The organism is Bombella sp. ESL0385 (assembly GCF_009725755.1).
Classification (GTDB): domain Bacteria; phylum Pseudomonadota; class Alphaproteobacteria; order Acetobacterales; family Acetobacteraceae; genus Bombella; species Bombella pollinis.
The window spans coordinates 485242-509187 of record NZ_WNIJ01000001.1 but is presented as its reverse complement, the minus strand read 5'-3'; the positions used below and the strand labels follow the sequence as shown (position 1 = coordinate 509187).

At 53.9% G+C, this 23946-nt stretch carries 22 protein-coding genes; 11 read left to right on the top strand and 11 right to left on the bottom strand.

Annotation, left to right across the window (positions count from 1 at the left end):
- Window positions 1–3: 3 nt before the first annotated feature.
- The 5 genes from GM557_RS02410 to GM557_RS02390 all read right to left on the bottom strand — a co-directional run bounded on the left by GM557_RS02410 (window position 4) and on the right by GM557_RS02390 (window position 5296).
- Window positions 4–1599 carry an autotransporter-associated beta strand repeat-containing protein gene (locus tag GM557_RS02410; protein WP_155572808.1) on the bottom strand — a complete coding sequence of 532 codons (1596 nt, stop codon included), beginning with the start codon at window positions 1597–1599 and terminating at the stop codon, window positions 4–6.
- Window positions 1571–1738 carry a hypothetical protein gene (locus tag GM557_RS09010; protein ID WP_155572807.1) on the bottom strand — a complete coding sequence of 56 codons (168 nt, stop codon included), beginning with the start codon at window positions 1736–1738 and terminating at the stop codon, window positions 1571–1573. Before GM557_RS09010 ends, GM557_RS02410 begins: the two co-directional genes overlap by 29 nt.
- A 153-nt stretch (window positions 1739–1891) precedes the next feature.
- Window positions 1892–2989: a hypothetical protein gene (locus tag GM557_RS02400; protein WP_155572806.1), complete on the bottom strand. Its 1098-nt coding sequence runs from the start codon at window positions 2987–2989 to the stop codon at window positions 1892–1894.
- Between the two features lie 19 nt (window positions 2990–3008).
- Window positions 3009–3347, bottom strand: a complete 339-nt coding sequence (locus GM557_RS02395) for a hypothetical protein (protein ID WP_155572805.1) — start codon at window positions 3345–3347, stop codon at window positions 3009–3011.
- A 317-nt stretch (window positions 3348–3664) separates the two neighbouring features.
- Window positions 3665–5296 (bottom strand): NAD(P)/FAD-dependent oxidoreductase, encoded by a 1632-nt coding sequence (locus tag GM557_RS02390; RefSeq protein ID WP_155573463.1) that lies wholly within the window; start codon window positions 5294–5296, stop codon window positions 3665–3667.
- A 153-nt stretch (window positions 5297–5449) separates the two neighbouring features.
- Here GM557_RS02390 and GM557_RS02385 point away from each other — a divergent pair, with 153 nt between their 5' ends.
- The 3 genes from GM557_RS02385 (at window position 5450) to GM557_RS02375 (ending at window position 9046) form a co-directional block, all read left to right on the top strand.
- The gene (locus GM557_RS02385; protein WP_155572804.1) at window positions 5450–6502 is read left to right on the top strand and encodes a cation diffusion facilitator family transporter; all 1053 of its coding nucleotides are present in this window, start codon (window positions 5450–5452) and stop codon (window positions 6500–6502) included.
- Window positions 6503–6506: 4 nt separating this feature from the next.
- Window positions 6507–7463: a cation diffusion facilitator family transporter gene (locus GM557_RS02380; protein WP_155572803.1), complete on the top strand. Its 957-nt coding sequence runs from the start codon at window positions 6507–6509 to the stop codon at window positions 7461–7463.
- 200 nt (window positions 7464–7663) lie between these two features.
- Window positions 7664–9046 (top strand): chloride channel protein, encoded by a 1383-nt coding sequence (locus tag GM557_RS02375; RefSeq protein ID WP_155573462.1) that lies wholly within the window; start codon window positions 7664–7666, stop codon window positions 9044–9046.
- A gap of 25 nt (window positions 9047–9071) precedes the next feature.
- Here GM557_RS02375 and GM557_RS02370 read toward each other — a convergent pair whose 3' ends face one another.
- Together GM557_RS02370 and GM557_RS02365 are read right to left on the bottom strand one after the other, a co-directional pair.
- Complete coding sequence (locus GM557_RS02370; RefSeq protein WP_099026252.1) at window positions 9072–10154, bottom strand: WD40 repeat domain-containing protein; 1083 nt, start codon at window positions 10152–10154, stop codon at window positions 9072–9074.
- On the bottom strand, window positions 10151–11218 hold the full coding sequence (locus GM557_RS02365; protein WP_155572802.1) for a GTP-binding protein: 1068 nt from the start codon (window positions 11216–11218) through the stop codon (window positions 10151–10153). Before GM557_RS02365 ends, GM557_RS02370 begins: the two co-directional genes overlap by 4 nt.
- 164 nt (window positions 11219–11382) lie before the next feature.
- Between GM557_RS02365 and GM557_RS02360 the strand changes: the two genes are divergently transcribed.
- Both GM557_RS02360 and GM557_RS02355 read left to right on the top strand, forming a co-directional pair.
- Window positions 11383–12372, top strand: coding sequence for an aldo/keto reductase (locus GM557_RS02360; RefSeq protein ID WP_155572801.1), 990 nt, complete (start codon window positions 11383–11385; stop codon window positions 12370–12372).
- A gap of 289 nt (window positions 12373–12661) precedes the next feature.
- Window positions 12662–13516 (top strand): DUF2272 domain-containing protein, encoded by an 855-nt coding sequence (locus GM557_RS02355; protein WP_155573461.1) that lies wholly within the window; start codon window positions 12662–12664, stop codon window positions 13514–13516.
- Between the two features lie 12 nt (window positions 13517–13528).
- On the opposite strand, the gene GM557_RS02350 is transcribed toward GM557_RS02355, so the two are convergent.
- Window positions 13529–13900 carry a rhodanese-like domain-containing protein gene (locus GM557_RS02350; RefSeq protein ID WP_155572800.1) on the bottom strand — a complete coding sequence of 124 codons (372 nt, stop codon included), beginning with the start codon at window positions 13898–13900 and terminating at the stop codon, window positions 13529–13531.
- A gap of 149 nt (window positions 13901–14049) precedes the next feature.
- Between GM557_RS02350 and GM557_RS02345 the strand changes: the two genes are divergently transcribed.
- Window positions 14050–15057, top strand: a complete 1008-nt coding sequence (locus GM557_RS02345; protein WP_155572799.1) for a cysteine synthase A — start codon at window positions 14050–14052, stop codon at window positions 15055–15057.
- 34 nt (window positions 15058–15091) lie between these two features.
- Here the strand turns inward: GM557_RS02345 and GM557_RS02340 are convergent, their stop codons facing one another.
- Complete coding sequence (locus GM557_RS02340) at window positions 15092–16420, bottom strand: RsmB/NOP family class I SAM-dependent RNA methyltransferase (RefSeq protein WP_155572798.1); 1329 nt, start codon at window positions 16418–16420, stop codon at window positions 15092–15094.
- Between the two features lie 101 nt (window positions 16421–16521).
- Here GM557_RS02340 and GM557_RS02335 point away from each other — a divergent pair, with 101 nt between their 5' ends.
- From GM557_RS02335 to GM557_RS02320, 4 genes are all read left to right on the top strand, one after another.
- The gene (locus GM557_RS02335; protein ID WP_155572797.1) at window positions 16522–17205 is read left to right on the top strand and encodes a YggS family pyridoxal phosphate-dependent enzyme; all 684 of its coding nucleotides are present in this window, start codon (window positions 16522–16524) and stop codon (window positions 17203–17205) included.
- A 155-nt stretch (window positions 17206–17360) separates the two neighbouring features.
- The gene (locus GM557_RS02330) at window positions 17361–19328 is read left to right on the top strand and encodes a potassium transporter Kup (protein WP_155572796.1); all 1968 of its coding nucleotides are present in this window, start codon (window positions 17361–17363) and stop codon (window positions 19326–19328) included.
- 2 nt (window positions 19329–19330) lie between these two features.
- On the top strand, window positions 19331–20497 hold the full coding sequence (gene hemW / locus GM557_RS02325; RefSeq protein ID WP_266137532.1) for a radical SAM family heme chaperone HemW: 1167 nt from the start codon (window positions 19331–19333) through the stop codon (window positions 20495–20497).
- Window positions 20498–20541: 44 nt separating this feature from the next.
- Window positions 20542–20994, top strand: a complete 453-nt coding sequence (locus GM557_RS02320) for a DUF1489 family protein (RefSeq protein WP_099026263.1) — start codon at window positions 20542–20544, stop codon at window positions 20992–20994.
- Here GM557_RS02320 and GM557_RS02315 read toward each other — a convergent pair.
- The gene (locus GM557_RS02315) at window positions 20986–21678 is read right to left on the bottom strand and encodes a 4-hydroxythreonine-4-phosphate dehydrogenase (protein ID WP_155573460.1); all 693 of its coding nucleotides are present in this window, start codon (window positions 21676–21678) and stop codon (window positions 20986–20988) included. The two genes, GM557_RS02320 and GM557_RS02315, sit on opposite strands and share 9 nt — an antisense overlap.
- An 87-nt stretch (window positions 21679–21765) precedes the next feature.
- Between GM557_RS02315 and pdxH the strand changes: the two genes are divergently transcribed.
- Complete coding sequence (gene pdxH / locus GM557_RS02310) at window positions 21766–22422, top strand: pyridoxamine 5'-phosphate oxidase (protein WP_155572795.1); 657 nt, start codon at window positions 21766–21768, stop codon at window positions 22420–22422.
- A gap of 29 nt (window positions 22423–22451) precedes the next feature.
- On the opposite strand, the gene GM557_RS02305 is transcribed toward pdxH, so the two are convergent.
- The gene (locus tag GM557_RS02305) at window positions 22452–23879 is read right to left on the bottom strand and encodes a nitronate monooxygenase family protein (protein ID WP_155572794.1); all 1428 of its coding nucleotides are present in this window, start codon (window positions 23877–23879) and stop codon (window positions 22452–22454) included.
- Between the last annotated feature and the right edge of the window lie 67 nt (window positions 23880–23946).

The following is a 23946-nucleotide window of genomic DNA, read 5'->3' as shown; positions in this document are numbered from 1 at the left end:
TCATTAAGAGCTTCCGTCCCCCCAGCAATGGTTAACCCAGCACCCCCCCAAAACCCAGCCGTTTATAGCCCCATGGGCCTGTGTTAGAATCAAATTACCGTTTAGGGTCGTTCTGTTACCCTTCCCAGGGTTATATGAAAACGCTGTAACATCATTATCTTTGTCTTTATTAGTATCCCCAAAGACAAAATCACTCTTAGACGATATGTCACCCTCAGCAACGACATTACCTAGAAACGTGGAAGCACCAGCATCGGAAGAAATATTATGTATAGTGGCGTTTCTTATGGTGAGGGCGCCTAAGTTCTTTATATCCCCACCAACACTCACCTTACCTTGCGGCTGATCTCCTATCTTAGTTGTCGTCTCATTCAGCAAGTCCCCAGCAATAGACCCATCTAAGTGGAAATCACCCCCTTTAACATCTGTTAAACCTGTATAGGTATTTTGACCACTAAAGAATACACCTCCTCTGAAGAGATTCACACCACCACTACCAGAAATACTACCAAAATATGGCTTAATATAATTAGCATTCACGATATTTAGTGTATTTTTACCTAATATAACGCTACCAGAGCCACTAATGGTATTCACAGTTTCATCTGATGCCGCCTTACTGATATCAAAACTACCCTGTTGCTCAATATCAATGGAAGCAGACTGGGCAATACTGCCTTGACCAGCAAGGGCGAGGGTGCCCTCATTTATATTAGTGGAGCCTGTATAGCTGTTACTGCCTGTTAGGGTCTGCGTGCCCGTACCTACTTTCACGAGGCTACCAGCATTCTTAGAGCTATCATTTTGGATGACGGAATCTAGCATATCATCCTGATTCAATGCACCAACAGTGAACGTCCCCTTTAATGAGATAGTCCCCCCTCCATTGCCAGAGAGCGAGCCAACGCCACTACCCCCAACAGCGTTTATCGCTCCTCCGTTATTTTTAATGGTCGCCGCATCTGCGCGAGAAGAATCGTTAAGATTAATTATACCGCCATTATTATTTGTAATGGTCGATGCACCAACAGAGGACGCATTATTAACATTTAAAACAGCGTTGATCCCATAACCGCCTCTATTATTTATATCTGCATGGCCATTCGTGTCAGCTGAATTAAGATTAATCGTGCCTCCATCATTAATTATACTATGATAACCTAATGTAGCGTGATTATTCACATTAAGTGTCGCATTGCCTACAAAAACGGTGCCGCCATGTGCATCGCTTGATGAGGCCCCAAAAGGGGTATCACTATTAGCGTTAATTGTCGTCTTCGTAGGGAATGAGGCATCATTAAAAGAGCCTTTAAAGTACGTATCCCCCGTATAAGTGTTATTCCCATTAATATTAAGAACAGAGGGATTATCTCGATTACCCCACACTTCGAGCTTCTGTCCCGGCCCAACGATAGAGCCCTTCAACGTACCTGTATGGCCATTTAAGTCCAACCCGGCATAGTTATTAAACGCACCAAGGATAACGGTACGGTTCGTAGTCACATCCCCACCAAGCCGCAAGGTACCGCCATCAATATTCAGAGCTGTCCCAGCAGCCCCTAAACTTTGGTCAGACGCAATTTGGAGTACCCCGCCCATAACGACAGTCCCCCCCCGTGTAGCTATTCGCCACACTAAGGTTCAACGTCCCTAAATCAGTCTTAACAAGTGTTGTAGAGTTGCCAGACTTATCTGTAATATTTGTACTAATATTTGCAACCGTACCGGTACCCACCATGGTCCCATCCCCCACACGAATCACAGAAACTGCACCGGTTGGGTTATAAAGAAGGCCCGCGTTTTGTGCTGCACTTTGACTTTTTTGATTCGTTACATCAAATGCAGATTGATTATACACCTTCCCATCTAAAACAATATTTGATGATGTACCTTAAGGGATAAGATAATATGATTGTGTATCATTCCCATTATGAGCAGGCGTAAACTGCATACCACCAACATCTACAGTCCCCGCTACTGTAATTGCGCCGTTCTCGGGACTGGAGGCCGTACTATGCTGAAAAATAGCATAACTACCGGCAGCCCACGGCGCACTCTCTGTTCCTGCAGCATTTGTCCAGTTTGTTTGTGCAGTATCGTCCTGCTTCCACACCCCGGAACCACCCTCCACTTGATTCGTAGGGGTCATATGAGTGCCATTCCAGAAAGATAAATTATCGGTCGAATTCGCCTCAACCAAATTGACCTGATGGTGACCTATCTGGAAACTGTCCGTTCCCCCTTGTGGAGTACCATAAACATTGAGACTTAACTTATCTCCCGTTTGGACCGTCCCCTCGTAAAGATAGAGGGTCCGTACCCCTGACCCTACATAATCAAATGATGAATGTGCTAGAACCTTCCCATTTAAAGTAAGATCACCTCCCACTTTAATAAGACCACCATGCTGACTTGTTGTGCGCGTAAAATCTGAGGTACCATCAACTTTTAAATTACCTCCAATTTTCAAATCATCCCATGGATTGGCCGCATAACCAGACTCAATCGTGCCGCCTGTCTGAATATATGTTGTACTATTACGGCTACCGATTGTACCTGCACCATTAAAAAGACCGCCATCCTCAATCGTTACATTGCTTGTATTAGGAACACTACCATAGATGTGTAATCTGCCACCATATTTTACAGTAGTCGCACCGCTATAATCCATTTCATTATAAACATCAGTTGCACCAGCATATGTTACAAGATTTAGCTGGCCACTTACATTACCTCCAAATCCTTCTTTAGCATATTGAGCATCTTGACCAGCAAAGACGGTAATCGTCCCACCATTCCCTGTAATATCTGCACCAAGCTTATCATTATTACCCGGGGAGGTGATATTCAGATCCTTAGAGTACATATTAACTGTACCGCTATCGCCGGAAAGGCTTTTAATATTAACCGCCCCCCCCCAACGCCAGAGCCCATCAGGTGAAGTGCAAGAACCACAAGCAGACCCAAGGCTAAAGATGCCGCCATTCATGATAACACCGCTAGAGGTCTCAATGCTTCCTTCTATCCCTAAAGCAAGCATACCTTGGGCTAATCGTGGTCGAACCCGTATAGCTATTTGCTGATGCCAATAATGTTGTACCCGGCCCATTTTGCACGACAGAAACCAGCTTGTTCCCATCATCTGTAATGGAATCAATATAAGGGACCATCTTACCTTGGGCAGACGTAAAAATCTTCGTCTCCCCCACTGGTTGAGACGCCCCATCATCAGCCCACGCTGACGATACCATCGAGGAGAAAGAGGACACACTTGCCAGCAATAACGCACATCGTGCGAATAGTTTTAATGACCGACGAGCAGGCACCATCTCTAATGGCAATCGCATCCCACCCTAAACCTCGCGCATTTTCATCACGAACCTTCTCCCTGAATCGTTATTTAATTAATCAAAAAATGGGAAGAAGCATCTCCTTCATCAGTCAGGCTTGTCTATAAAAAAATTACTTACCTCTTCAAATGGATTAATTTTGTCCTTATGCGTTATTAAAAAACCCAATGCTGAAAAAAGGATAGGTAACACTGCCTACTTCCTCATTTTTCTAAAGAAATCAGCCTTTTTAGAGGGAAAACTTGCCTTTTTTTACAATCAAGTGAATACCCCAATAACCTTATTTAAGTACAGCTTAGGCGAAACAGACTCTCTTAGACATCCATATAGGATTGAGCTACCCATTCCGCTACACGGATTCCATCCATCCCAGCAGAGAGGATACCCCCTGCATAGCCAGCCCCTTCCCCCGCCGGGTAAAAGCCACGCACAAGCGGGCTTTGGCCAGTATCATCCCGCAAGATGCGCAGAGGCGAAGAGGTCCGCGTCTCCACCCCCGTCATCACCGCATCATCCATGCTATAGCCCTTAATCTTGCGCTCAAAACGCGGCAGAGCTTCCCGGATGGAGGCCACGACAAAATCTGGCAAACATGTTGTAAGGTCTGTCGGGGTAACACCCGGCTGATAAGACGGCACAACCGCTCCCAAAGAGGTTGAAGCCCGCCCTGCGAGGAAGTCCCCCACTCGTTGAGCTGGGGCCCGATAAGCCCCACCACCCGCTATAAACGCAGCCTTCTCCCAATGACGTTGGAAGGCAATCCCCGCCAAAGGCTCATCGGGAAAATCCACCCCCGGCCGAACCTCCACAACAATGCCGCTATTAGCATTACGCTCCGCACGGGAATATTGGCTCATCCCATTGGTGACGACTTGACCTTCCTCCGAGGTTGCTGCGACAACTTGCCCACCCGGACACATACAAAAAGAATATACACCCCGGCCCATACTAGCATGATGCACCAGCTTATAATCCGCAGCACCAAGCAGAGGATGCCCCGCTTGCGGGCCAAAACGCGCAACATCTATCACTGATTGAGGATGCTCAATCCGCACCCCAATAGAGAAAGGCTTGGCCTGCATCGGCACGCCACTCTCATGCAGCATAGCAAATGTATCGCGTGCTGAATGCCCCACCGCCAGAATCACCCGCTCCGCAGGTAAAACCTCCCCAGTAGAAAGCCTAACCCCAGTAATCTGCCGCATATCTGGCTTATCTGCACAAGCTACCGTCTCAATGCCCTCCAGCCGTGTCTCAAACCGATATTCACCACCGAGAGCCTCAATCTGAGCCCGGAGGGACTGCACAACCGTCACTAAACGAAACGTCCCAATATGGGGTTTGGAGAGATATAAAATCTCCTCCGGGGCTCCGGCCTTTACGAATTCCTCCAAAACCTTACGGCCAAGATGACGCGGGTCCGACACGCCAGAATAAAGCTTACCATCAGAGAATGTACCGGCACCCCCCTCGCCAAATTGTACATTACTTTCCGCTGTAAATTGTGCCTTCCGCCATAGGGCGAATGTATCGGCCGTGCGCTGCCTAACAGCACGACCACGCTCTAAAATAATCGGCTTTAACCCTGCTTGAGCTAGGATAAGAGCCGCCATTAACCCACATGGCCCCGCCCCAACCACAATAGGACGCGCGGCCCTTTCACGCTGCTCTGCGGTCAATATCGGGGCGACCCAGCGCGTATCGGGGGTAGGGCGAATCTGCTGGTCATCGCCAAAACGCGCTAAAACAGCCTCACAATCCCGCACGTCACAATCGAGCGTATAGACAAGCTGTATATGCCCCCGCCGCCGTGCATCATACCCACGGCGGAAGATATGATAGGCCCGCAAAGCCTCTGCCTCTATGCCCAGACGCGTAATAATCGCCGTGCGTAGCTCATCCTCTGCGTGGTCTAAGAGGAGAGCAAGGTTACTCAAACGAAGCATAGGAGAAGAAGCTGTCATGCCCGCTCCTTTACTGCTAGCAACGCGGCTCTGGCAAGCAGGCTCAGCACAAGCAGAGCAGAAAAATGATGCATCGTGAATAAGTTTCCCTTATCATTAGCCTTCCTGTGCTTTCCTCTGCCTATCAGGATATTCATGACGACCACCGCCCATCACCACCATGACCATGACCATCATGACCACCATACGCATACACATGGGCATGGGCATGGGCATGGGCATGGGCATCATCACGGGGGGCATAGCCATGCGCCAACCTCTTTTGGTGGCACCTTCCTCATCGCCATTCTTCTCAATTCTGCCTATCTGATTGGGGAGGCCGGATGGGGATTTGCCGCCCATTCTCTCTCCCTTTTAGCCGATGCCGGGCATAATCTCTCCGATGTATTAAGCCTGCTTGCCGCATGGGGCGCACAAGCCCTCGCCCGCCGCAGCCCCAGCGAACGCTTCACTTACGGTTTTAAACGCGCCACGATTCTCACCGCTCTCCTCAATGCAACCATCCTTTTGCTCGTCACGGGGGGGATTATTTGGGAGGCTATCTGGCATTTCATCCATCCAGAAATCGTCCACGGCCGGACAATCAGCATCGTAGCGGCTATTGGCATCCTCATTAATGGTGGCACGGCCTTGTTGCTCATGCGCGGGGCGCATCACGACCTCAATATGCGCGGGGCCTTCCTCCATATGGCCTCCGATGCTCTTATGGCCCTAGGGGTTGTCATCGCAGGGGGGCTTATCACCCTCACAGGCTCTTCCTTCATCGACCCCTTAGCGAGCCTCATCGTCTCTGGGTTGATTATCTGGGGCACATGGTCGCTTCTGACCCACGCACTCGGCCTCGCTTTAGATGCGGTCCCACACAGCATCACACCACGCGCTGTTGAGGATGCCCTACGCGCTATGCCCGCTATTGCGGACCTCCATCACCTCCATATCTGGCCAATCAGCACAACCGAAACTGCTCTAACGGTCCATCTCACCCTCCACCCCTTCCCTGAAGGATACAGCGCACAAGACGCACAAAGCCAGATTGCGGCAACCCTGCATGAAGCCACCCATCTGTTGCAAGAACGCTTTGCCATCGGCCATCCGACATTCCAAGTCGAGGCTGCTACGGCTACGGCCTGCTCTACACCGCATTGCACGCCAGAGGCTCACCATACATCAACCACAACCACGGACTAACCCCATGGCTGCCGCTCTCCCACTCCCAACCCAAGAGGCCCCCCCTTATAACGCCGCAACGAAACTACGTTTGCGGGTTGCACGCCTCTCTATCCTTGTGAGTGTGATTGTCCTGAGCATCAAATACACAGCATGGGCTGTCTCACATTCCGGGGCTTTGCTCTCTGACGCTATCGAGACCATCCTGAACGTTCTTGCTGCCATCGGCACTTTATGGGCCGTTGCCTTCGCTGCACGCCCTGCGGACGACAACCACCCTTACGGACATGGCAAAGCTGAATATGTTTGGGCTGTGATAGAAGGCGTACTCGTTGTCCTCACCGCCCTCGTCATCCTTGCTATTGCAGGGCATGATGCCCTCCATATTCATGCGCCAGAAGCCCCCTTACCCGGCGCGTTGCTCAATGCTTCAGCGGGGGTTATCAACCTCCTCTGGGCACTCATCTTGCGGAAGATGGGCAAAAAACACCATTCACAAGCGCTCAGCTCCGCGGGGGATCATGTTCTCTCCGATGTTTGGGCCAGCATTGCCCTGCTCGTTGGTGTGTGCCTCATCCCTGTCCTTCATTGGCTTTGGTTGGACCCACTCCTCTCCGCCTTTGTAGCCTTAAATGTCCTATGGACAGGCTTTGGCATGATGCGCCATTCCATGACCGGTTTGCTTGATGAGGCCCCCCCGCCGGAGCTTGTCAGCCAAGTGGGCCAGACCATCACCCAAGCTGGCCAAGGCGCATTAGAGGCTCATGACCTCCGTATGCGGCGCGTTGGGGCTCTTTATTTCGTGGAATTCCATCTTATCGTCCCTGATGAAATGCGTATTACGGATGCTCATGATATTTGCGACCGCATCGAACATGCCATCCGCGCCGTATTAGGCCGCTCTTCCATTCATATTCATGTCGAGCCAGAAGACCTCGCCAAACGTCATAAACCCGGTGCAAGCGGTGTGTTGGTGATGTAACACAGCCTCCCCATACGTCCCTCCTGTTACGGTAAGGTCACATCTGCCATGCAAATGCACATCTCCCCTTGACCACACCCCGCCCTGCATCCGAATACGGGACCGAAATCCCTTCACCCTGACCCCGTGGCGGACCCACCCGAACTGTGCCCGATTCTTCCCAACCAACCCCACCTCCTGCCCCAAGCTCACCCCATGCGATGAAGCGGCGTAACCGTATCACGCGCTTTCGCCGCTCGGCACGCACGCATACAACGCATTGGCAACGCTCCCTCATCTTTTGGGCAGGAGCAATTACGGTTGGTATCATTGCATGGCTCTTTGCTCGCGCTGCTGATTATGCCAGCCATCTCTGCCTAAACTTAAACCACTGGAACCCTTATATCATGCTCGCTATCATCCCTAGCGGGCTAGCCCTCTCCATGTGGTTGACCAAACGCTTCTTCCCCGGTGCGCAAGGCTCTGGCATCCCTCAAACAATCGCTACACTGCATATTGAGGACTTCTCCCTCATCAACCGTATTTTGGCGTTACGGATTGCCTTTGGTAAAATCTGCCTCACCACCTTAGGGCTGCTCTGCGGGGCATCCATCGGGCGTGAAGGGCCAACAGTGCAGGTTGGTGCCGCTATTATGCACGCTTATTCCCGCTTTTTGGGTCATGCGAATGTCTCCACACGCCGGGGCGTTATCCTCGCGGGCGGGGCAGCCGGAGTGGCAGCGGCCTTCAACACCCCCCTTGCCGGGATTGTCTTTGCTATTGAGGAACTCTCCAGCTCCTTCCACCAACGGACCTCCGGCTTCATGCTCACAGGGGTTGTAATTGCTGGTGTAACGGCCATTGTCCTAACAGGGGGCAATTATACATATTTCGGCCATGCATCAGTTGATGTCCCTGTTGGCACAGCATGGATCGCCGTCCTCGCATGCGGCATCCTCGGCGGGCTGGGTGGTGGGGCATTTTCCGCTTTTCTCATCCGTGTGGGGAAGGGGTTGCCGGGTAAAATTGGCCGCATCCAACGCTCCAGGCCTGTTCTCTTTACCGCCCTATGCGGCGTTTTACTGGCTATTCTTGGCATTGCTAGCCATGGCGAGACATTTGGCACAGGGTATATCCAAGCCCATCACCTCGTTGATGGCTCCCGCCATGGCCATATGTCTTATTTCTTGATGAAATATGCCGCGACCATCATTTCTTATTGCTCCGGCATACCGGGCGGGTTGTTCGCCCCCTCCCTTTCCATTGGGGCATCTGTCGGGGGGTGGGTAGCACGTTTCCTCCCCCATACCGCCCCCGGTGCAGTAGTTCTGCTCGGCATGGTGGGCTATTTCTCCGGCGTGGTGCAATCGCCCCTCACCGCCACCGTCATTGTGATGGAAATGTGCGATAACCAGCAAATCACCCTTGCTTTGTTGGCCACCGCCTTCCTCGCCTTAGGCGTCTCACGCATGGTCTGCTCCCATTCCCTTTACGGGCAACTCGCCGACCAATTCCTCGCCCGGCAGGAAGGGTATCTACAAAAGCAGCATGACCAAACCCGCCAAGCCTCATCAGACCATTCCACGCCGGAAGAAGCACCATAAGGGCCGCTTCTTCCAGCATCAGCCCTTATGCGTGGGCAGATAAATCCACCACACCGATATAGCCTTCCTCTGTACCGAAGATGACAGCCCCGCCTTGGGGGGTGAAGGCAATGGCATTTACCGCACCACGGGCCACACCACCGCTACGCTGGCCATTGCATAAGGGCAGGATGCGGTCGGCCCCCGGTGCGTTATCCTCCATTGTAGCGGGGACTTCTGCGAGGAGCACCGTGCCATCCTCAAAACCAATGGCGAGAATATCATCCGTGGGATGAGCACAAACGCAGGTCACAAACAAACCCGGCAGACGTGCTAACTCCATAGGTGGCTTGCCCATTGGTCCCCCGCCAAAGAAAGGCCATAGAACAGCCGCATCCGCCCCCGAAGTCGCCAACCAACGCCCCTTACGCGTAAAACTCATGGAGGCGATTTTACGCGGATAGCCGCTCATGCGCATATTATGCCCATCGGATAAACGCCACCCATGCAGCTCATTCTCCTGCATGCTCGTCACCAAGGCCTCCCCACCGGGATGTAAGCAAAGGCCCGTATGGCTGCCTTTCCACTCTAGCGCACGCACTCTCGCCTCTTTCGACTGCACGTACCATAGAGAGGCCCCATTATAATGAGATGCCGCTAACTGCTTGCCCTTGGCATCAAAAGCGAGGCCACTCAAAGCAGAGGGATGCTCTAGCACCTTCACCGCCTCTTCATGCCCCGCCTTGTAAAGATGCACCTCCTTCTTACAAGCGCACGCCCAATGAGTTGGCGTACTAGCCAGACAATCCACCCAGCTGCGGCCCTTATGACGCTCCTCCATAGTGCCATCAGCACGCGTCTCCACCACGCGGCCATCTTCCCCGCCGCTAAGGAAGCTCTCCGGCTCACATCCCTGTGCAAGAGAGATGGCCCCCTCATGCACAGCCAGCTTACGCCACGTCTCTTGTTGGCGTAGCCCTTCCCGCGGGATGAGATGCAGCTCCCCATCCATCGTCAAGGCTGCGAAAGTCTGCCCACCCCGGCTAGCCTGCACGGCAATAATGGGGGCTTCCGCCTGATGCTCCGCCCCACGTGTTTGTAACAATGTTTTACTTAGCGGGTTGCTCATACAGCCACACACCCTTCAAAACCACGCTGCAACTGGGCACGGTCTAACTTACGCCCGATAAAGACAATGCGTGATTGCTTCGCCTCACCCTCCTTAAACGGGCCAATCATCGCGCCATCGGCCATCATATGCACCGCCTGAAAAGCAAATCGCTCCTCTTGGCCTTTAAAGTGTAAAATCCCTTTAGCTCGCAAAATATCCGGCCCTTGCTCCTGCAAAATAAGCCCTATCCACGCATTAAAGCGTTCTTCATCCAAAGGAGCCGTAACGGTGAAAGAATGGCTCGTTACATCCTCATTATGGGCGTGATGATGCCCCCCTGCCCCATGCTCATGATGATGGTCATGGCCGTGGTGATGGCCGTGTTCATGCTCATGGTCGTGATCGTGATGATGGTGGTGATCATCTTCCTCTAAGAAGTCCGGCATGGTGGTCAAAGCCCGTTTGAGGTCAAACCCACCACGGTTCAGAATATCCTCCAACGCCACATTGCCCCGCTCAGCACGATGAATCCGCACAACGGCGTTAATGGCTTTTAACTTCTGCTCCACCGCGGCAAGGCCCGCCTCATCAAGCAAATCACATTTATTGAGGATAATCACATCCGCAAACGCTACTTGATTCACCGCCTCTGGGCTTTCTTTAAGCGTTTGCAGCACATTATAAGCATCCACCACTGTTACCACAGCATCCAGCTCTGCCTTTTCGCGAATCCCGGCATCAACAAAAAAGGTCTGCGCAACAGGGGCTGGGTCTGCAAGGCCGGTAGTCTCTACAATAATGCCATCAAACTTGCCGCGCCGGCGCAAAAGACGGCTTAGAATCCGGATTAAATCCCCCCGCACCGTGCAGCAGATGCAGCCATTATTCATCTCAAAGACTTCTTCATCCGCATCTACAACGAGGTCATTATCAATGCCCAGCTCGCCAAACTCATTCACCACAACAGCGTAATTACGCCCGTGATCAGCCGTTAGAATATGGTTTAGCAAGGTCGTCTTACCCGCGCCTAAAAAGCCAGTCAGAACGGTAACGGGGATTTTGCGGTCCTGCATATCAGCCATGAGGGTTATCCTTCTCTCCAAAAACGAGGGCCATTATACGCCTCCTCCCGCGCAATACCAAAAAGAAGAACAGACGCTTGCATCACCCCCATCCCCCACCCCATATGGGAAGGAGGCCGTTACCCTCATAAGCACGGCCCTCACTTTCTAATGGAGACAAACCTATGAATGAAAACACCATTCTCATTCCCGGTTTTGACAAACCCGTATCACGCGTTGCCCTAGGCACATGGGCCATTGGTGGCTGGATGTGGGGCGGCCCTGATGATGATAATGCCGTCCGCACCATCCATCGCGCGTTAGATGAAGGGGTGGACCTCATCGATACAGCACCCGTTTATGGGTTTGGTCACTCCGAAGAAGTGGTAGGCCGCGCTTTGGCTGAAAAACCCCATAGAGCCCGCGTTGCCACCAAACTAGCCCTAGATTGGAAGGACGATCACAAGCCTTTCCGCAACTCCAGCCCTGCCCGTATCCGTAAGGAAGTGGAAGATTCCCTCCGCCGCTTACGGGTAGAGACCATCGACCTTGAACAAGTCCATTGGCCAGACCCTAACACCCCCATTGAGGACACAGCACGCGAGCTGCAAAAGCTCCATAAAGAGGGCAAGATTCGCGCACTCGGGGTGAGCAATTACTCCCCAGAGCAAATGGACATCTTCCGCGAGGTTGCGCCGCTGGCAAGCGTTCAATCACCTTACAACCTCTTTGAGCGCGAGATTGAAAAAGACGTCCTGCCTTACGCAAAAGAGCATAAACTTGCCCTGCTGGCTTATGGGCCGCTCTGCCGTGGCTTACTGACTGGCAAAATGACAGCGGATAAAACCTTCCCCGAGAGCGACCTCCGCTCTGGTGATCCGAAGTTCCAAAAGGAGCATTTTAAGGACTATCTCGCCGCTGTAGATGATTTAAAGAAAATCGCAGACCGGCACGGTAAGTCGCTCATGGTGCTCGCCATTCGCTGGGTGTTAGACCAAGGCCCAACCATTGCTCTATGGGGCGCACGCAAACCAGAGCAAATTGACGGTGTGGCTGATGTCTTTAACTGGCAGCTCACCGCACAGGATAAGAAGGAGATTGACGCTATCCTTCATCGCCACGTTCCCACACCTATCGCGCCTTCCTTTATGGCACCCCCAGCCCGGAAGGACTAACCCCCCTCTGCGTTATCCAAACGCACAACAGGGCGGCCGGACCTCCCGGCCGCCCTTTTCGTATAGTCTTCCCCTCACTCAAGGTAGCCCTAAAACTTAGCGACCACATCACACATAACGCTTGTCCTAACCCCGTAAAAACAGTTTACTCTCACCCTCATAACCGTCAGAGATAGCTCGTAAGACAACGCAGGACCCCACCATGTACGCAGTTCCCCCCGATCGCCGTTCATCTCCTTTTGGGACAACACGCTCTCTGGCAGGGGTAACCACTTTATGCGGGCTGCTCATGCTCGCAGCCTGCTCTGGCTCTGCTAAGCGGCCTGCCCTTACCCCTATGAGCCAATATGCGGATGGACGTGCAGGCCCGCTAGGCTATGATGATCGCGTCCCCGCTTTTGCAAGCGAAAACTTCGCCCCTTTTAACCGCCAAGATGTCACTGCCATCGCCCTGCGTGAATGGCGGATGTTTGGCAGCCCCGTAGCCGATGCAGACCCCCATGACCGGCCAGAACCAACCAGCCCCGCCCTCAAGCCTGAACGCCTCCCCGGCCTATGGCAGCGCATTGGGGAATATTGGTGGATAGGCCAACCCCCTGAGGAGACAGAGAGCCGTTGGACAGGCCGCACAGACGGTGATGGCCGCCTTTTTTCCGCCGCTAAAGATGGTAATTATGCGTGGTCTGCGGCCTTTATCTCTTACGTTATGCGCGTAGGGGGGGCGAATATTCGCTTCCCATATTCACCTAACCACGCCACCTATATCAATATTGCTGCTTCTGGTAATAATCCGGGCATCACAGCGCAAAATCCCGCCTCTTACGCCCCACAACGCGGGGATATACTCTGCGTAGGACGGGGGCGAAGCAGTAGCATCACCTTCTCTATGCTGCCCACCCCTTACGGCTTCCCCGCCCATTGCGGCATTGTTGTTGCCACGGGCCAAAATGCCGAGCCTTTCGGGCGGGAAATCAGCATCATTGGCGGGAATGTGGATGATGCTGTCGCCCTCACCCATGTCCCAACCGATGCAAGCGGTCATGTCAGCAGCCCAGAAGGCCAAAGCTATGATAGCCGCTACCCGTGGTGCGTCATCCTTACCCCCCGCTATGAGGCCGAGACAGACCCTAATAGCGGGCAATAAGGCAAAGGAGGCCTATTTTACAGGGAGGCCACAGGCCTTCCACCCCGTGCCGGGGCCGTGCTTATCCTCAAAACCATCAGCGACATTAGTGAGCGTTTGGTACCCAGCCTGTGCAGCTAATGTCGCCGCCTTTTGCGAGCGCACACCAGAGCGACAAATGAAGAAAAGCGGCGTGGCCTTATCTGGCACCGCTTGCTCTAAGGCATGAATAAACTCTGCCTCGCTCCCCGCTCCCCATGTTAAAGCGACAAGCTTCCTGCCTATGTTACCAAGCTCTGGCATGCCCACCTGTGCCCATTCCTCTGGCGTACGGACATCAACCAATACGGCTTGCGCCTCATTTTGCAAGCTGGACCATACCTCTTTTGCAGTGCTTTGTTTCATCCTACTTCCTGCTGTTGAATCTAAAATTCACGATTATATATGGGTTATAATACCCTTCCACGCTATTTAACGTGGTTCATAATGATGATACCCTATTTCACACGTTAAAAGCGATTCATTCCGTCGATCAGAAACAACCGGATTCTCTCATGCCTCTCACGTCACCTTGCCCCTCTTTGATTCAGGCCATCGGCAATACGCCACTCATTCGCCTCCGCCATGCCTCGGAGAGTACGGGCTGTAACATCTACGGCAAAGCAGAGTTCATGAATCCTGGTGGCTCGGTAAAGGACAGAGCCGCTCTCTCCATCATTCAGGATGGTTTTGCCCGTGGCGTGCTGCAAAAAGGCGGTACGATTGTCGAAGGTACGGCAGGTAATACAGGCATCGGCATCACACTCGTTGCCCATGCACTCGGCTGCAAAGCCGTTATTGTGGTGCCAGAAACCCAAAGCCGGGAGAAGCTAGACTTCCTGCGGATGATCGGGGCAGACCTCCGCCTCGTCCCCGCTAAACCTTATCGCGACCCCGGCAATTATGTGCATGTCTCCCGCCGTTTAGCCGAAGAAACAGGGGCCTTCTGGGCGAATCAATTTGATAATACCGCCAACCGTGAGGCCCATCGCACCACCACCGCACCAGAGATTTGGTCCCAATTACAGGGTAAAGTCGATGCATTTACCTGCTCCTGCGGCTCTGGTGGAACATTAGCCGGTATGGCCTTCGGCCTGCGCGAACTCGCCCAACGTGATGGTGCAAAAACCCCCGACATCGTCCTTGCCGACCCAGAAGGCTCCGGCCTTTATGGGTGGGTCACGGCAAATGACCTCAGCATAAGCGGGGGCTCCATTACCGAAGGGATTGGCCAATCCCGCGTTACAGCAAACCTAGAAGGTTGCGCCCCTGATCATGCTGAACGCATCCCCGATGCGGAAGCTTTGGAACAAATCTATCATCTCACAATGGAGGAAGGACTCTCCGTTGGGGGGTCATCAGGCATTAATATTGCTGCGGCTATCCGCATAGCCCGCCGGTTAGGGCCGGGGCATAACATCGTCACTATCCTCAGCGATGGCGGGGCGCGTTATCAATCCAAGCTTTTCAACCCGGATTTCCTCCGCAGTAAGAACCTCCCTACCCCACCTTGGATGTCATAACTTTGGATGTCATAAACCGCTTCACGCTCCGCCCTCACCGGCGAAGCAAACGCGCGGCAAAGAAGCCATCCATGCCCCCTTCTGCAACATTCATCCCCGGATGAGTGCGGAAATAACCTTCCTCCGTCCGTGCGCGCGGTAGGGCAGCAAGCTCCTCCTCCGTAAAGGGAGATAACTCCCACCGCCCATCTTCTAACGCATGGGCAATGCGCTGGGGGCCTTCTTCATCCTGTAATGAACAAACAGCGTAAAGCAACATCCCACCGGGCTTGAGCATCTCATAGGCCGCATCAATAAAACGGTCTTGCCCAGCAGCCAGCGTGGCAATATCGCGTGGCCGTTTAATCCACAACACATCAGGATGCCGCCGCAACGTCCCCGTGGCCGAGCAAGGCGCATCCAACAACACAGCATCCAAGGGGGCTGATGGACGCCAGCGCAGCGCATCCCCCACCACAATCTCCGCTTTTAAACGCAGACGGGCCAGATTGTCGCGCAGCCTCTGGGCACGTGGTTTTTCACGCTCTACAGCCACCACCTCAGCCCCTGCACAAAGGAGCTGCGCTGTCTTGCCCCCCGGAGCTGCGCATAAATCCGCCACGCACTTGCCGCTCATATCGCCCATCAATCGCACCGGCATAGCCGCCGCCATATCTTGCGCCCAAAACTGCCCTTCCTCAAAACCGGGTAAGGCAGAAAGTTTCGTCCCCGCAGGGTAACGCACGCTCCCCGTTGGTAAGGTCTTACCCCCTTCTGGGGCCTCACAACCGGGTTTGAGCGTCACATCAAGAGGGGCTTCTTGATAAAAACCTTGCGTAATAGACCGCGCGCGCCGCCCCCATGCGCTCCATAACCACGGCGGCACATCTAACCGCGCATCATCCAGCCCTTCCTTTAGCGTGTCCGCTTCCCGCGCCACACGGCGCAACACAGCATTTGCAAGCCCCGCAAAAGGCGACAGCCCCCGCCGATGCAGCAAATCCACAATCGTGCCGACTGCCGCATGAGGCGGCGTTTGGAGCGGCAAAAGCTGTGCCACACCTAGTAACAATGCACAGCGTACAGGCTCTGGCGGTTGACGCCGCAAAAGCGGCTGGAGCAGCTCCGTCATACTGCCCAAATGCCGCAAAGTCGCTGCGGCAAGCCGGTGCGCTGCGGCCCTATCGCGCCCTTCACATGGACTACGCTCTAAGGTCGTCTCCAGCATCCGGCGATGCTCCACCACACCGCAGACAATATCGAAGGCTAAATCCCGCACCGGGTCTTCATGGCGCGATATAGAGGCAGGACGTACCGTTTTACGGCGGCCTCGCCCCCCTTTAGGGCGTGCAGAGGCAGGACGAGGAGAAGAAGCATGTGTCATGCGCCCGTTTTCGGGAGTTACATATAGAAAAGTCAAGAGGGTTTTTATAGCGACCTCAAGAAGCTCTTGACCCCTCCCCTTAAAGAGAGTGCAATCCCCCCATGACGCAGAATCACTCCATCGCCCAAGCCCTCACCGAGATTCGCAACCAGATGGCCACGGCCTGCCATAACGCGCATAGGCAAGCTGATGAGGTTCAGCTTGTTGCTGTCAGCAAGTTCCATCCCCAAGAGGCCGTGCGGGAGGCTCTCAAAGCAGGGCAACGCATTTTTGGTGAGAATCGCGTCCAAGAAGCAGCCGCAAAGTTCCCCGCTTTACGAGAGGAATGGCCGGAGCTTAAGCTCCATCTCATCGGCAGCTTACAAACAAATAAAGCCGTTGAAGCCTGCGCTCTCGCCGATGTGATTGAAAGCCTAGACCGCCCCTCCCTCAGCACCGCACTGGAAAAAGCGGCCCAAAAAACGGGTCGCTTACCGGAGCTTTTTGTTCAGGTCAATATTGGCGATGAGCCACAAAAATCCGGCATTAGCCCCTTAGAGGCTGACCGATTTATCGAAGATGCTCTCTCACGTTTTGGGAGCCGCATTAAAGGGTTGATGGCCATCCCGCCTCTCCATGCGGACCCACGGCCTTTCTTCCAAAAGCTTGCTCGCCTCAATCACCGCCATGGCCTACCAGCACTCTCTATGGGAATGTCGGCTGATTTTGAAATCGCCATTGCTGAAGGGGCTACAATCATCCGTGTTGGCACCGCCATTTTTGGAGACCGTCCCGCCAGCCCATAACGACATAAAAGAGAGTTTTTTGCCCTTTCCGTCTTGCATTTTACATAAAAAAACTGTCATGAAGCCAGAATCATAGTCAGTGCCTCTAGCGGGGCGTTACTGCCTGTCTTCCTGCGGGGGATGGGTGTCTATCAGTCAAACAGGATGATTTCTCCATGTCTGAACAAGATGGCATATCCCTCAAGGATTCATCAGCCGATGCACGCTATCCCGATTCTACGGGCCAGCCGACAGCCGTTCCTCCCCCAGCAGAAGGAGGCCATGCGCGGCCCAAAGGCTTTGGAGCTATGCTCGCAGCGTTGGGCGTGGTGTATGGTGATATCGGGACCAGCCCGCTCTATGCTCTGCAATCCTCTATCCGCACCGTGGGGACAGAAACCCACCCCGCCCAAACATGGGAGGTTATCGGTCTTACCAGCCTGACCTTCTGGGCTTTGATGCTCATTGTGACCATCAAATACGTTATGCTCGTTATGCGGGCCGACCATAATAAAGAGGGTGGGATTATTGCCCTCATGGCCTTGGCACAACGCGTTTGCAAATCCACCTATTTCCGCTGGGTGTTTGGTTTAATTGGGATTGCCGGGGCCTGCCTCTTTTTTGGTGATGGCATTATTACACCCGCTATCTCCGTTCTCTCTGCCGTGGAAGGGGTGGAAGTCTCCGTCCCTGAGGCCTCACCCTTCATCATTCCCGCCGCGATTATGGTGCTACTGGGCTTATTTGCAGCCCAAGCCCTCGGTACCGGGAAGATTGGGCGTGCCTTTGGCCCGATTATGTTGGTCTGGTTTATTACCATCGCCCTCTTAGGCGCGCGCGCCATTACGCTGCATCCGGGGATTATACTCGCTCTCTCCCCCCTAGAGGCTATTCGCTTCATCGTCACACACGGGAAGCTTTCCTTCATTGCACTCGGCTCTGTTGTGCTGTCCGTTACAGGTGCGGAGGCCCTTTATGCGGATATGGGGCATTTTGGTCGCTCCCCTATTCGTTATGTCTGGATATTCCTCGTACTACCGGCTTTGACGCTCAATTACTTTGGGCAAGCGGCCATGATTATCCATAACCCCACGACCTTGGCGAACCCCTTCTACTACCTTGCTCCGCATTGGATGCAAATCCCAATGCTGCTGCTGGCTACATGCGCTACCATTATTGCTAGTCAGGCTGGTATTTCGGGCAGCTTCTCACTCTGCCGGCAACTCATTCAACTGGGATACTTGCCTCGTACACGCATTATTCACACCAACCCGCATGAGGAAGCGCAAATCTACCTGCCTTCCTTCAACTGGATGTTGGCCTTTGGGGCTGTTGTCCTTGTGCTTGCCTTCCGCTCCTCCTCTGCCTTGGCATCTGCTTATGGTATCGCTGTGACGGGGACCTTCCTCTGCACCTGTGTGCTTGCCATGGTCGTGTTCCACCGCGTCTTCCAATGGAAAAGCTACGCTGTGGGAGTTGTGTTCGGCTTCTTCTTCCTCCTTGATGGCGTGTTCTTCTCCGCCAATGTGATGAAGATTCCAGAGGGCGGATGGGTGCCGCTCAGCATCGCAGCGGGAAGCACACTCATCATGACCACATGGCAGCGGGGCCGTCAGCTCATCCGTAATACAAAGAAACGCGACGCCGTGCCGATGGGCTCCTTCATCACACGCCTTACCCAATCTCGTACCATCCGCGTGCCTGGTCTTGCAGTCTTTCTGACCTCCGACCCAGAGATGGTCCCCGATGCCCTCCTTTATAACCTGCGCCATAACAAGGTTCTTCATCAAACGGTCTTGTTTGTAACGGTCCAAACACTTGACCAACCAGAGGTTGAAGCTGCCGAGCGCATGACTGTTAAGGAGCTCTCACCGGGCATCCGCCGTGTTATCCTGCGTTATGGGTTTATGGAGATGCCAAATCTCCCCGTTACCCTCGCCCAGATGACTGAAATGGACTTCGACCCCATTCAGGCCTCTTACTTCACCTCTCATGACCTCGTCTTTCGCTCCAAAGTGCCGAAGATGTCGCTCTGGCGGATGTGGATTTTCCTTTATTTGCTCAATAACGCGACCTCTATTTCGGAGTTCTTCCGTATTCCACCAGAGCGCGTTATGGAGTTCGGGGTGCGGGTCGCGATTTAAGCGTGACCTCACCCTTACCCCTCGCCCTTTATATTCATTGGCCTTTTTGCCTCTCTAAATGCCCGTATTGTGACTTCAACTCCCATGTACGGGAGACCATCCCGCAGGAGCGTTTTACACAAGCCCTGCGGGATGAATTACGCTATGAAGCCGCTCTTTTAACACAAGATGCTCCCCGCCATCTTGTCTCCATCTTCTTCGGCGGGGGGACGCCCTCCCTCATGCAGCCAGAAGCTGTTCATCAACTTATTGAGGATGCGCGCCAGCTTTTCCCTAGCGTGAATGACCTAGAGGTCACGTTAGAGGCCAACCCCACCAGTGTGGAAGCTGATAAGTTCCGTGCTTTTGCCCAAGCCGGGGTTAATCGCCTCTCCCTCGGCGTGCAGAGCCTACATGATGCAGACCTCGCCACGCTTGGCCGCCAACATTCCGCACAGCAAGCACTTACCGCGCTAGAGCTTGGACGTCGCTTATTCCCGCGCCTCTCTTTCGACCTCATCTATGCCCGCCCCGGCCAAACAGAAGCTCACTGGCAAGCAGAGCTCCGCACAGCCCTCGCCCTCGCCGCGGACCATCTCTCCCTGTATCAACTCACCATCGAGCCCGGCACGGTATTTGAGACCCGTCATCGGCGCGGTGCCCTTACCCTCCCAGAAGATGACCTCGCCGCCCGCCTCTATGAAATGACGCGTCATGAGGCCGCCACCTATGGCTTGCGCGATTATGAAATCTCCAACTACGCTATCCCCGGTGCCGAGAGCCGCCATAACCTTACCTATTGGCATTATAATGATTATCTCGGTATTGGCCCCGGTGCCCATAGCCGCCTTACCCGCCAAGGCCAGCTCTACGCAACACGCCGCCATCGCGCCCCAGAGCCATGGGCGGAGCGTGTTGCCCATTATGGCCATGGCACACGCATACAAGAAACCCTCACCCCGGAGATGAAAGCACGAGAGGCTCTCCTCATGGGCTTACGCCTCCGCGAGGGTATTAACAAAGCCCATTTCGCCCAGCGTACGGGCCTCCCTCTCCAAGACTGTCTCGAGCCTGTAATTCTACAAGCCTGCTTGGAGGAAGACTATCTACAGCAGGATGAACATACACTCCGCGCCACAGAATCCGGGCGTCTCCTGCTAGAGGCCATGCTCAGCCAACTCGTCCTCTAAAACGGGGCTTCACACACACGCAGCGCAGCCTTATCTTTAAAGCTATGCCCAACCAAGCTTCAACGCCGCTCCATCTCATCAAATTGATTGTCGGCTGCACATCACCGGAGATGCTGCAAGACTGGGTCGCTATAGAGCGTCATAACGGCATTGCTTATGTCCGCACCCGCACTATGCCCAAACGCGCAGAGGAGATTCTCCAAACGAAAGGATCGATTTATCGCGTCATAAACGGCCTCATTATGTGCCGACAACCCATTATTGGCTTTGATACCTACACGCGTGATGATGGTCACCAAGGCACGCTCATCCTCGTCTCTGATGAGGTCATCCCTACCCAACCACGCCCGATGCGCCCCTTCCAAGGCTGGCGTTACTTCAAAGCAGAGGACGCCCCGCCTGACCTCAACCACACTGCAACAGGCGTGGCGGATGACGGGGTCAGCTCCCTCCCTATCGCCTTACGCAACCGCCTCTCGGAGCTGGGATTACTTTAATGCCGCTACTGTCTCACAACAGGCCATAACGGCGCGTAATTGGTCCTCTAACTGCGCACTCTTGGCCGGGAAGACGCCCTCAAAAACCGCTGTCCCCACAGTAAACCCCGCTGCCCCAGCACGCCGTACCACCTCAATTTGCTCCGGCGTGCTGATGGACCCTGCAACAATCACTGGTTTTTCCACCGCAGCACAACTCGCCCGGATGACCTCTGGCACATCCCCATCATTGCGGTAAGCGAGCAGGTCCAGCCCTGCCACAGCGGAATGAGCCGCCCATTCAGCCGCATTACGGGCAATCTCCTCCGGTGTGCCTTTCAACACGCTAGGATGCCCCACCACATGCCCCGCAAAGGGATAATAGGCGACATTATGCCCCTCTAGCAGGGGCAGAACATCAGGCACATGCGTCCCGCCCATCAGACAATCCACCCCTAACGCTAACCCCGCCTTCACCGAGTCCAATTCTCGCTGACGATCAGGCGAGACAACCTCCAAATACACACGCGCCCCAGCAGAGCGAATAACCTCAGCCAAACGCTGCAAGGCGGGGATAGGTAAACCAATATCTTTAAAGCCGATGTCTTTTATCCCCAGGCGCAACGCCGTCTCCACCACAGTGAGAGCATGCTCTACCGTGCGGTCATCCTTTGTGAGCATGAAAATAAACCGAAAACTCTCCATCACACACACCCTCCATAAAGCTGGACATCCAAGCGTCGCGCTTTCATGATTATCTCACCCCCTTATCACTATGCCAAGGATACCCCCATGACGGACGCCCCACGCATCCCCCCTCATCATGAAATTGAGACCGCTTTTGAAGAGGATAATCACACTATCAGCGGTGAAAATCCCTTCCTTCTCTTTCAGGATTGGATGAACTTAGCCGAGGCAAAAGAACCTAACGACCCTAACGCCATGGCCCTCGCCACGGTTGATGCCACCGGCCTGCCCGATGCGCGTATGGTGTTGCTCAAAGGCTTTGATGATGAAGGCTTCGTCTTTTACACCAATAGCGAATCCGCCAAAGGGCGCGAGTTAGACCATAATATGCAGGCCGCTCTACTTTTCCACTGGAAGTCCCTGCGGCGGCAAGTGCGCATCCGAGGGACGGTCTCGCTCTTACCAGCAGCAGAGGCGGACGTCTATTTCCAATCCCGCCCGCGTGCAAGCCGCATTGGCGCATGGGCTAGCCAGCAATCCCGCCCTATTGAGAGCCGCAAAGCCCTCTGGCAGGTGGTGACAAAAGAGGCCGCCCATTTCGCTATTGGGAGCATCCCCCGCCCCCCTTATTGGAATGGCTATCGCGTCCGCCCCTCCACTATTGAGTTCTGGATGGATAAACCCTTCCGCTTACATGACCGCGTTCTCTTTACCCGCAGCCCAGATGGGAAAGACTGGACAACCCAACGTCTCTTCCCCTAAGAGGCGGCCTCAAAGGATATGACGGGCTTTTACCGGCCTGTCATAATCCGCTCGACCAGCTCCTTCACTGTCGGGATATGCCCATTGGCATAGAATGGGTCTGTCGCAAAACGCCACGCATTCGTCCCACCAAAAACGAGATTATGATCCACAATCTGCCGTTGTTCTTCCAAAGGCACATCCTGAATATGAGAAATCTCCTGCAAGGTCTTTTGGATGCAGAAAGAACGCGGATCCGCCCGCTGCCCCGTATTAAAGGCGGGGCCTTTCTGGCTCCAATTTGAGAAGCGACATTGCGAGAGGCACCCCATACAGGCCGCTTGGTCAGCCAAAACCTGCCGCGCTGTCTCTAAAGTCTCAAACACCACCGTATCATCAGGTGTACGCATCGGCTGGGTATAACCCGCCTCTTTCCATCGTGCGATGCGCTCTACATCCTCAGCTTGGACAAAAACCTCACGGCCCCGCCCACCTAAACAAACAGGCGTATCAAACACGCCTTCTGCTGCGCTCTTAAATGCAACCTGACGCTCAGACCGTTCCCGCAAACCACGCAAAAAGCTGTTCTGCACCGCAGAAGAATAAAAACCCGTTGGCGAGAAGCGATTTAGGTAAACATCCCCCTCCTTTAGCGTAAGGAGCAGCTGCTTCCATGCCTCTGGGATGGGACTTTCTTTTGTTAAAAGTGGGCGCGTCCCAAACTGGAAGGCGATCAGGCCAATCTCTGGGTTATCAAGCCAATCATTCCACTCTTCCAGATGCCACACACCACCTGCCATGATAATGGGCACATGCTGTAGGCCAAAGCCATTCAAGACCTTCCGTAGAGCAACCACACGATGATAAGGCTCCTCCGGGGCGAGAGGGTTCTCAGTATTGGAGAGGCCATTATGCCCCCCAGCCCGCCATGGGTCCTCATACACGACCCCACCAAGCAGCTCCGCTGAACGGACATAAGAGCGTTTCCAAAGTGCACTAAATGCCCGACCGGAAGATACAATCGGGTAATAAGGCACCCCAAAACGCGCAGCAATCTCCGAGAGGCGATAGGGCATCCCCGCACCGCATGTCAGACCATGAATCAGCCCCGGTGCCCCCTCCAAAATCCCCGTAATAACATCCTCTGCCGCGCCCATCTCCCACAAGAAATTGGCATGGATACGACCACGACCGCCAGAGATATCGTGCGCTATCTTTGCTTGAGCAATGCCGCCCTCAATAGCATAGCGCACCAACTCGCCCTGCCGTTCGCGGCGCGTCTTGCCATGGTAAAGCTGCGGAACGGGACGCCCCTGCTCATCATAACTATCAGCATTAACGGCAGAAATCGTCCCGACTCCTCCCGCCGCAGCCCAGTAACCGGCAGAAATACCATTGGAGACAGAAACACCCTTGCCCCCTTCAATCAGAGGCAAAACCTCCTGACCACCAAAACGGACGGCATTGATCGACTTCATAGAGGTCAGACGTCCCCGCTATGCAACCACAAAAAAACCACGAGAGGGGGCACACCCCCTCCCACAC